General features: G+C 68.4%; 7 protein-coding genes and 1 pseudogene. 4 read left to right on the forward strand and 4 right to left on the reverse strand.

Annotated features, from left to right (window positions below):
- Positions 1–123: 123 nt before the first annotated feature.
- The gene (locus ON36_RS32425) at positions 124–3,372 is read right to left on the reverse strand and encodes an ATP-binding protein (protein WP_043661879.1); all 3,249 of its coding nucleotides are present in this window, start codon (positions 3,370–3,372) and stop codon (positions 124–126) included.
- Positions 3,373–3,489: 117 nt separating this feature from the next.
- On the opposite strand from ON36_RS32425, the gene ON36_RS32430 reads away from it, so the two are divergent.
- Complete coding sequence (locus tag ON36_RS32430; protein ID WP_043661881.1) at positions 3,490–4,131, forward strand: hemerythrin domain-containing protein; 642 nt, start codon at positions 3,490–3,492, stop codon at positions 4,129–4,131.
- 105 nt (positions 4,132–4,236) lie between these two features.
- A complete protein-coding gene (locus ON36_RS32435) occupies positions 4,237–4,557 on the forward strand; it encodes a hypothetical protein (RefSeq protein ID WP_052314634.1) in 321 nt (106 codons plus the stop codon).
- Between the two features lie 120 nt (positions 4,558–4,677).
- Here ON36_RS32435 and ON36_RS32440 read toward each other — a convergent pair.
- Positions 4,678–5,522, reverse strand: a pseudogene (locus ON36_RS32440) (helix-turn-helix domain-containing protein).
- Positions 5,523–5,623: 101 nt separating this feature from the next.
- On the opposite strand from ON36_RS32440, the gene ON36_RS32445 reads away from it, so the two are divergent.
- Both ON36_RS32445 and ON36_RS32450 read left to right on the forward strand, forming a co-directional pair.
- Complete coding sequence (locus tag ON36_RS32445) at positions 5,624–6,340, forward strand: SDR family oxidoreductase (protein ID WP_043661883.1); 717 nt, start codon at positions 5,624–5,626, stop codon at positions 6,338–6,340.
- A gap of 5 nt (positions 6,341–6,345) precedes the next feature.
- Positions 6,346–6,813 (forward strand): hypothetical protein, encoded by a 468-nt coding sequence (locus ON36_RS32450; protein WP_218001281.1) that lies wholly within the window; start codon positions 6,346–6,348, stop codon positions 6,811–6,813.
- 418 nt (positions 6,814–7,231) lie between these two features.
- Here ON36_RS32450 and ON36_RS32455 read toward each other — a convergent pair whose 3' ends face one another.
- On the reverse strand, positions 7,232–8,560 hold the full coding sequence (locus ON36_RS32455) for an outer membrane protein assembly factor BamB family protein (RefSeq protein WP_157225169.1): 1,329 nt from the start codon (positions 8,558–8,560) through the stop codon (positions 7,232–7,234).
- Between the two features lie 292 nt (positions 8,561–8,852).
- Positions 8,853–9,155 (reverse strand): hypothetical protein, encoded by a 303-nt coding sequence (locus tag ON36_RS32460; RefSeq protein ID WP_043661889.1) that lies wholly within the window; start codon positions 9,153–9,155, stop codon positions 8,853–8,855.
- Positions 9,156–9,606: the final 451 nt, after the last annotated feature.

Here is a 9,606-nt window from a genome sequence, read left to right on the forward strand (position 1 = left end):
GCTCACCGCGACCACCGTGGAAGTCCTCGGACGGTTCGAGACAGTGGAGGCGTGGGCGCGGATGGTCTGCGTGGCGCGTCGCCTTGGCACTGGCTGCCGAAGGCAGGCTGGGCCGGCGCGCATCTATATGGGCGAAAACCGTTGGATCCGAAGGCGGTTCGCGCTGGCTTCGGCGTCGGCGGACCAGGCGAGAGCATTCCATGTCTCGGCGATGGCGGCAGCCCGGGTGAAGTGGGCTGCGGCTTCGTCGGCGCGTCCGAGGAGCAGAGCGAGTTCGCCGAGCGTGTGCGCGACGGGGCGCAGGGCCAGCGACACGCTCTCCGCGCCCGCTGGGGGGCCGGCTCGGTGGGGCAGCAGGTCCGCGTAGATGTGCTCGGCGGCGGCGCGGTCTTTGAAGGCGACCGCCGCCATCGCACGCAGACTGGTCAGGAAGGTGAAGAAGAAGTCGGGTCGGATCGGGGCCGGTGAGGTCCGGGCCCGGTCCGCCTCACCGCGGCGCCCCGCGGCGTGGAGAGCGAGCGTGAGCAGGTCGGTGGTCATCGGGCCCAGCGCGGTGTGCAGGGCGCGTACGTCGTCCAGGTGGTTGCCGAGCGTGCCGTCGTTGATCCAGATCGCCGCGCGTGCGAGCCGCAGGAAGCCTGCGGCGTGCACCGAGCCGGCACGTTCCATGCGTTCGGTCGCCTCGGTGTAGAGGCGCTCGGCCTCGGCGTATCGACCCTCGATGAGCACCAGTGTCGCCAGCGCGATCTCGGCGGCGCCGATCGCTTCTGGCATCTGGTAGGCGCGGGCGAGTGCGAGTGCCTGCGCCGCCACCCGGCGCACGGTCGCGGGGTCATTCGTTGCGGCAGCGTTGGCGGCCTGATTGATCAGCCCGGTCACGCGATAGACGGGCAGGTCGTGCTCGACGCCGATCTCCACCAAGGTGCGCGAGTGCTCCTGCTGTCCGGACTCGCGCGCGAGAACCAGCAGCGCCGCGGCCTTCAGGCGGGGAGCTGTGGCGAGGTCGAGCGCTTCCCGCGCCGCCGCGAGAACGCTCGGGTCACCCTCGCCCACCAGCTCGTGGGCGTAGGCGATGAGGAGATGGGATCGCACGTGGGGAGCCAACCCGGTCCGTTCGAGCAGTCGGGCGAGGCGCTCGACGATGGGATGGTCGATCGTGCCGTAGGTGCGGGCCTGCCAGGGAGTGGGTTCGGTCCAGGCGGTGAACGCGGCGATCATCAGATCCTCGCGCCCGATCGACTCGGCGTACTGCACGGCCTGCTCACGCGTGTCCCTGGCCGCCGCAAAGGCTCCGGCCCTGACCTGCGCGCGCAGTAGTCTGCCGAGCAGGCCCACCCGCTGGTCAGGGTCGCTGGAGTTGGCGACGGCATCGGCCAGCAGTGTGGCCGCGACGTCGTGGGCATAGCGTGCCTCGGCCAGTTCGGCTGCCCGTAGGCAATAGCCGACCGCTTTCGGTGATCCCGCTCGCGCGTAGTGGTGGGCCAGCGCGTTGACATCACCGGAGCCGTCCAAGGCCGTAGCGAGCCTGGCGTGCATCCTGGTGATCCGGACCCGGCTGACATCGGTGATGAGCGTGTCCCTGACCAAGGCGTGCACGAATCGGATCCGCCCGGGTGCGGGCTCGTCGAGCAGTCCGGCGATGACGCCCGCGTCGAGTGCGTCCAGGACGCCGTCCTCGTCGGTGTCGGCGGCACGCACGAGTACGTCCACCGAGCTTTCGCGGCCGGCGACCGCCGCGAGCCGCAGGACGGACACACCGCTCTCGGGCAGCCTGGCGAACCGTCGCCGCAGCACGTCCCGGACGCCCTCGGGAACCTCGGACAGCGCGGTCAGCGCGCCTTCGCCGTTGAGCAGCCGCGCGGTCTCTCGCACGTAGAAGGGGTTGCCGCCGGTCCGCTCGGTGATGCCGGTCACGGTCGTATCGTCGGCTTCGCACTCGGTACGGACCAGTTCGGCGACGGCGTCGCGATCGAGTCCGGGCAGGTCCAATCGCAGGGGCGCCGTGCGGGCGAGGGAGGCGAGCGTCGCGCCGAGGTGCTCGCTCTCGTCCGCGCGGTACGTCGCGACGATCAGGATAGGGGCTCGCGCCTCGACCCCGGCGAGCAGTTCCAGCGTGGCGGCATCGGCCCAGTGCAGGTCGTCCAGCACGACGGCAACCGGACGATCCGCGGCGATCGCCGACAGCCACGCCCACACGGCGCGCCGCAATCGGAAGCGGCCGGCCGCCGCGTCCCCGTTGCCGGTCGCCGAGTCCGACAGCAACGGCGCCAGGTCCTCGGCGAAATCGCCCGGGGGAACGCTCTCGGCGACGGTGCGCAACACTTCGACCCAGGCCCAGGCGGGCGGCGCGCTGTCCGCATCGGGGCAGCGCCCCGTGGCCACGAGCCACCCGTCCTGCGCGAGTCGCGCGGCGAGCTGCGTGAGCAGCATCGTTTTGCCGAGCCCGGCCTCTCCGGTGACGAGTGCGACGCGCACCTGTCTGCGGGCGGTTTCCCCGGCCGCGGTCAGGAGCGCCGCCAGCTCGTTCGCCCGGCCCACGAATGGTGCCGCGCAGGGCTCTTCGATCGAGCGTGCGGAGCGGGGGGTCTCCGGCGGGGGCGGGGGGACGACTTCACGCAGGATGTCGGTGCGTTGGGTCAGAATTGCCTCTTCCAGCGCCACCAGGTCCGGTCCCGGGTCCAGGCCGAGCTCCTCGGCGAAGAGGGCGCGGGCGCGGCGGAGCGCGGCGAGGGAGTCGGCTTGGCGGCCGCTGTTCCACAGCGCCAGGGCGTGCAGGCGCCAGCCTTCCTCACGCAGAGGATGGTCGTGGGTGAAGGTTTCCGTGTCGGGTACCACGGTCGCGGGGTCGCCGAGGCGCAAGCCGGTAGCGATGCGCAGTTCGCGGGCCACCAAACGCAGCTCGTCGAGCCGCGCGGTCTCGGCAGCGACCCACGGCTCGTCGGCGACTTCGGCGAACGCGGGTCCGCGCCACAGTGCCAGCGCCTCGGTCAGCCGGAGGTGAGCATCACGTGGATCGGCGAGTGCGCGGGCCTCGGCGAGCAGTTCCTCGAAACGCCACGCGTCCACCGCTTCTCGCGGCAGCAGTAGCGCATAGCCGGGCGACGCGCTCACCAGCAGTCGAGCCGGTGCTCGTGGCGGGCGGCCGGGTTCCAGCAGGCGGCGCAGATTGGACACGTAGGCCTGCAGCGATGCCAGCGCCCGCGCGGGTGGTTCGCCGCGCCACAGGTCCTCGATCATCCGGTCGACCGGCACGACCTGCCCGCGCGCGGCAACCAGCAGAGCCAACACGCCGCGCTGCCGCGGCCCACCGAGAGGTAGAGGTTCTCCGTCGGCTTCCGCCGCGAACGATCCCAGAACCCGGATGAAAACCATGACGCGTCACATCGTACGCGTGGAGGCGAGTTCGAGCCTTCCAAGTCGATTCCCAGCAGTCTCCAACTCCGGGCAATCAGGCTCGAGGTATTCGAAACCCACCCAAGGACAGGAACAATGAGCGTCAACACCCAGGAGATGGCGATAGTCCACCGCGCCTTCCGCCGCGAGTCCCGACTGCTGATCGAGCTCATCGCGGCCGTCGCTCCAGGCGACACCGCCCGTGCCGGCGTGATCGTTGAGCACTTGCGTGACTATCTGCTCGGATTGAGGCACCACCACCAGGGCGAGGACGAGCTGCTGTGGCCACCTCTGCTCTCCCGGGTCGATCCGGGGGCCGAGGTCATCCTGCGCATGCAAGCCCAGCATCAGCGCGTCGACGCCACCCTGACCAAGCTGGATGCCGCGGCCGCGGCGTGGGAGACCACGGCCGGAGCCGATGAACGCGACACACTCGTGGCATTCCTCGTCGATCACCGGGCCGTCCTGCTCGAACACCTCGACGACGAAGAAGCGGCCCTCCTCCCTCTCGCGGCCGAGTACGTCACCGAAAGCGAATGGGCTTCGCTGGGCGAACATCTGGTAGCCAACACGCCGAAACGGACCCTGCTCACACTGCTCGGGCTCGTCCTGGAGGACGCTGACCGGGCCGAACGCGCCACACTTCTCGGCGTCCTGCCCGCACCGGTCCGCGCCATCTGGTACGTCATCGGTCGCCCCCGCCACATCCGCCGCATGCGCCGCGTCCGCGGGGTCTGACCCTCTTGCGTGCGAGATCGACGAAGAGATCGTCAGGTCGCCCGGTCCGGCGTGGCCGCCGCTGAAGACCGTGCCCGCTCCACCATCCAGCAACAGGAATCAGTCATGAGGATCTACCAGCTCAGGATCTACACACTGTCGAGCGAAGAGGCGCTGGACCGGTATCGGGGCATCCACTATCTGCGGCATCTGATGAGCTTTCCGAAGTTCGGCGTCGGACTGCATGGTCTGTGGACGGACGGCTCCGATGTGCCGAAGCTGTACGCGCTGGTGTCGTTCCCCGTCGACGCCGATCCCTCCGAGGTCGCCGAACGATATCTGGCCAGCTCCGAACTGCGCTCCGACATGGAGGGCTTCGACACCACCGCTATCACCGAGGTGGCTGCCACCCGACTCATTCCCTCTGCCGGATCGCCCCTGCTGTAGTCGCGGTGATCAGCTGGCTGGCGGACCACGACGGACAACACGCCTACGACGCAGTCGTGGCCGGGAGGACCGGCTGTGGCCGTCGTTGCCGCTGTTGGCGTCTGTCAGACCATTCCCGAGTCAGTGCGCGCTGAATTGTTCGAGGCCGGTGACGCGCAGCAATTCCAGTGCTGAGGCCGAGCGTGTGTCGGGGACGGCGGAGTAGACGACGACGGCCTGATCGTCCTCGGGTACCAGCAGGACATCGCAGTCGAGTTCCAGAATGCCGCGTTGGGGATGCGCCAGGTGACGGTTCGGCTGCGCAGTTGTCCGGCGCGGCCGGCCTGCCATAGTCCGTCGAAACGGTGACTTCCCGTGCGTAGTTCGGTGAGTAGTCGGGCCAGACCTGGATCGTCCGGATACTTCGCGTGTACGGTGCGCAGCGATCCCACGCATGCGACGGCGTCGGCGGCCTCGTCTTCCGGTGTCGTGACCAGTCGGTCCAGTCCGGTGCCCAGGAACCGCTGCCACAGCAGGTTGCGTTTCTCGGGCGGTTGGGTGGAGAGGTCGCCGAACAGCGCGGTCGCGAGCGGATTGCATGCCAGCACATCGGATTTGGCGGAGAGCACCAGCGCGGGCAGGTCCGTCATGCGGTCGAGCAGCCGTAGGACGCTGGGCCGGATCACCAGGGGGATGTGCCCGGCCTGAGGGGGTTCGGCGCCGGCGAGGCGGAATACCAGATCACGGTCGGATTCGTTGAGGCGCAGAGCCCGCGTCAACGCGCGTAGTACCTGTGCGGAGGGGTTCGGGCCGCGTCCCTGTTCCAGCCGCACGATGTAGTCGACGCTGACCCCGGCCAGGTGGGCGACCTCCTCGCGCCGTAACCCTGGCACCTGCCTGCGATGCCCGCCGGGCAGGCCGACGTCGGCGGGGGTGAGGCGTGAGCGCGCGGTGCGCAACACGCTGGCCAGCTCAGCCTTGTCCATCCAGCCATCGTGCCGTAGTCCTGTCGGCTCGGGGTGGTACCGGTGCTCCTATGCCGCGCAAGCCCTGGAGACCACCGCCGATCAGGACCAGGGTTTCCGGCATGAGGACAACGATTGCCTTGGTGACCGGGGCGAACAAGGGACTGGGGCGCGAAACCGCGCGTCGGTTGGCCGGAGCGGGTTGGGAGGTCTTTCTCACCGCCCGCGACGGGCATCGCGGCGCCCAGGTAGCCGCGGAGCTGGCCGTCGGTGGCGCGAGGGTCCATTTCTGCCCGCTGGATGTGACCGTGCAGGAATCGGTGGACGCGGCCGCCGAGTTCGTCCGGTCCACTGCCGGTCGGCTCGACGTGCTGGTCAACAATGCCGGTGTGGGCGGGCGGGATTCGCATCCGGCGGAAACGCGAGCGGAGGACTTGCGCGAAGTGTTCGAGACCAACGTCTTCGGGCCGGTCCGCGTGATCACCGCGTTCCTGCCGCTGCTGCGTGGTTCAGCCGATCCGCGCATCATCGTGGTGTCCAGCGGAATGGGCTCGATCGCGACGATCACCGATCCGAAATGGAAGGATCTCGTGCGACCGACGCTGGGCTATCCGACGAGTAAAGCAGCCCTGAACATGCTCACGACGTTGTATGCCCAAGCCCTCGAGGGGATTCGCGTCAACGCGGTCGACCCCGGGTTCACCGCGACCGATCTCAATGGCCACACCGGATTCCAGACGCTGGAACAGGGCACCGATGCGATCGTGGACCTGGCGACGGTCGGTCTGGAAGGACCTACCGGCGGTTTCTTCGATCGCAACGGGAGTATGCCGTGGTGAGAATCGTGGCGTCCATCGTCGTGCTCGCGGCCGCGGGCCTCGCGTTGTCCATGTTTGTGCCGGAACCGGAGGACCATGTCGTGGAGCACCATGATTCGACCGATCTCGTGCTGTCGATCGGGCTGCATCCCAGCGCGGTCGATTACAGCCGCTACCCAGGACTCGACGAGTCGACGCTGACCGCGCGCATCGACGCCGGTGAGGCAGCACTGCGTGCCGCCGGTTTCGACCTCGTCTCCTGCCGGCTGCCCGCCGAACCCGAGCTGGCAGAAGCGGCGCTGCGAGGGTGTCTGGCGCAGAGAGAGTTCCGGGTCGCGATGATCGGCGCCGGCGTCCGCATGGCACCCGAGCACACCGTGTTGTTCGAGCGCCTGGTGAATACGCTGATCGACGTCTCGCCGGGAATCAGAATATGTTTCAACACCTCGCCGGAGACGACCATCGATGCCCTGCGTCGCTGGATCCAGCGGTGAGCCTCCCCGCTCGCTGGTGACGCCTCGCTGGAATGGGAGGGCGTCGCAGGCCGGCCCACCTTCAGTGTGGGCGTGCACCCTGTGATGCAGGCCCTTGCGCGGGACTGGGCGCGCGACTGTCCGGTGTCGGAGTGCGGTCGCGGTGGGTGGTCTGGTCGGGTGGGTTGCCGCACAGGTACCCACTGCCGCAGCGCAGGCAGTCGTGTACGCATTGTCTCCCGTGATCTGGGGCCCGAGCGGCCGCGTCGTCATCGACGTGTGCGCGAGACCGCGTTGTCTCAGGCCCGCCGGTTGGGTGACACCGGTTCGGCTCGACAAGGTGGCTTCGCCGACCGAACAACAGCTGAGCGCGCCCGGCTCCGATCGAGTGGTGATCTTCGCGCAATCGGTCGACATGGCGCTCGCCTCGCGTGGGTGATCAGCGGTAGAACCGGAGTTCGTTCGCCCCCGTGCCGTCACTCGCCAGCAGAGCGAGCCAGTCCGGGCCCGCGCCTTGGACCCAGCCGACGTAACGGTCGATCTCGCGCCCCGATTCGCGGTCGTAGATGATCGTGGTCGGTCGGCCGCCGAGTTTTCCGGTCGATATCGGGCCACCTACGACAACGCGATTGCCGGTCAGAAAGGTCGTCCGTCGGCTCGGATAGGGATCGAATCCCGGATCGGGTACAGACCACTTCTTCTGCCCGGTTTCGAAATCGAGGAGAGACAGATCGCCCTGATCGGCGAACTCACTCACCAGCAGGGACCGGTTGTCCCCGTCGAGGGGCGTGCCACGATCGGCGGCCGCCCAGATCGTGGAACCTGTTGTCAGATCGAATAGTTGAGGGTTTCCCTCTGCGGTGACAGCTGCGATCCTCGAGCCGTCACCGATCATCTGACCGAGTTCGGACCCACTGAGGGTTTTCTGGCAGTCGTCTCCCTTGCGTCGGCCGCCGTGTACCGAGGCCGACCACTGTCGCGTTCCGGTCGAACCGTGGATCGCCTCGAGGGCGATTTCGCAGCGGTACTCGTTCCGGTCGTGGTCGGTATTGACGAGCAGTTCACCAACGCTGAAGGTGTACCAGGCGTGATGGGCGCCGCGTCCAGGGCGGACGTGCCCGGTGGCGGTCGCGACCGATGCCCATGGCCGAGCTGCTGGCCCTGTGCTTCGTGGTCCGAGCCAGATCGGCAGGTACTCCGGTTCGGGCGGAGCCTGCTGGTGCCAGGTTCCGATCACGTCGTCGCCGAGGGTGCCGTTCGCGGGCTGCGGCCAGGACGCCTTTCCGTCGCGGATATCGTGTCGCATCGTGGAGCACTGCACCTCGGGTGTTCCCATTGCTGTGCAGTCGGTCCGGTACACCGCCTCACCATAGACGTTCAAATAGTTCGTACTGGCCTGCCAGAGAGTGTGGCCCGTGGCCGCCTCGATCACCTCGAACAAAGTGGGGTCGCTGGATGCGGCTCTACGCTCGGAGACGACGACCAGGTCTCCGCTGATCCGATATTCGAATCCCGACCCGGTGACTTTCTGGGTGCGTCGCCACCGCTCATGGCCGGAGGCGCGGTCCAGGGCGATGAGCGAGAGTTCGCGGGGCGTGATGACCACGTCGCCGAGCACGGCGACCTCGCCCGCGCCGGCATCGAACTCGGTCGACCACGTCGCCGGCCGGTTGACGGCCGAGGTCGCCGTAGTAGGTGCCGCCGACGTCGAGGTCAGGGCGGGAGTGGGATGGCCTTGTCGCACTGTGCCGCACGCAGATGCGAACACACTCAGTACCGCGACAACAACCCCGGCAACGGCCGATCTACGCAACTTCCCCCCCTGGGACGCAGGCCGGACGCTTCGCCACGGCCGAGTCGAGAGTATCAGCGTGACCCCAGCGTATTGGACGGCCGCAACGCGCCGCGGCTCGAGTTGGGCGGGAAGCCCAATCAGGTTGCGGCGGGCTACGTCCGAGACCCGGGCTCGGTGGCGCGGCGAACAGGAGGAAGCCAGGCGGGGTGCGGCCGAGTGGCAGCGGTGTGATCGGGGTGTGCCGGGCTCGTCCGGGTGGAGGGCCTCAGGTGACCGCAGTGATGTGGGACAGGATCGCCTGGCGTGCGGTGCGCCACGCCTCGGTGGAGACGTAGGCGAATTCGCGATGGCCGGTGTGCTCGAGCTGATGGGGTTCGGCCTGGCCGGCCGAACCCCGGACCGCTTCGACGTAGTCGATGCTGTGGCGCGCCTCGACGACGCGGTCGTTGAGCGTGCAGTGCGGTGACCGCAGTCGATGAGGCAGCCGATGGATCGATGAGCCGTAGCGGTAGCGTTCGGCGAATTCGGACACCGGGCCTGCCACGAGCTGCTCGACGTATTCGGTCATTGCTGACACTTACGGCGTAGGCGAGGTCCAGGACCGCGGCCATGAGGGTGAGGCTGCGAATGCGCAGCTGCGGGCACTGCTCCGATGGTGCCTGCGAGGAAGCGCGGCGCGACGTGCGAGTGCGGTGATCGGCTCCGTGAGATTGTCCGGCGTCGGCCGAGTTGCCTGACAGGGTCTTGCTGAGGCACCGTGTGAAGCGGTGTGCCGGGAAGTCTGGTCGGCGGCGTGATCCAGCGTGGATCGCGCGTCATTGTCGACGGCGGAGGAGGGCACGACACGATGCGGATGCATACCGCGATCCCTCCATGCGCTGTCCCGTGCTCGGGTCGGCAGGGCTGGCGGTTGCGGTTGACCGGTGTCCGGAGTCGGCAAGCGTGCACCGCCTCTCGGGGAAAGTGCGCTGGGCAAGGTGGAGCGGCGCATCTCATCACGAACACAATGGGGCAGATAG

The organism is Nocardia thailandica NBRC 100428 (assembly GCF_000308795.1).
Taxonomy (GTDB): domain Bacteria; phylum Actinomycetota; class Actinomycetes; order Mycobacteriales; family Mycobacteriaceae; genus Nocardia; species Nocardia thailandica.

Coding starts and splice junctions, on each gene's coding strand:
- ON36_RS32425 (WP_043661879.1), bottom strand. CDS start 3,372: ATGGTTTTCATCCGGGTTCTGGGATCGTTCGCGGCGGAAGCCGACGGA.
- ON36_RS32430 (WP_043661881.1), top strand. CDS start 3,490: ATGAGCGTCAACACCCAGGAGATGGCGATAGTCCACCGCGCCTTCCGC.
- ON36_RS32435 (WP_052314634.1), top strand. CDS start 4,237: ATGAGGATCTACCAGCTCAGGATCTACACACTGTCGAGCGAAGAGGCG.
- ON36_RS32445 (WP_043661883.1), top strand. CDS start 5,624: ATGAGGACAACGATTGCCTTGGTGACCGGGGCGAACAAGGGACTGGGG.
- ON36_RS32460 (WP_043661889.1), bottom strand. CDS start 9,155: ATGACCGAATACGTCGAGCAGCTCGTGGCAGGCCCGGTGTCCGAATTC.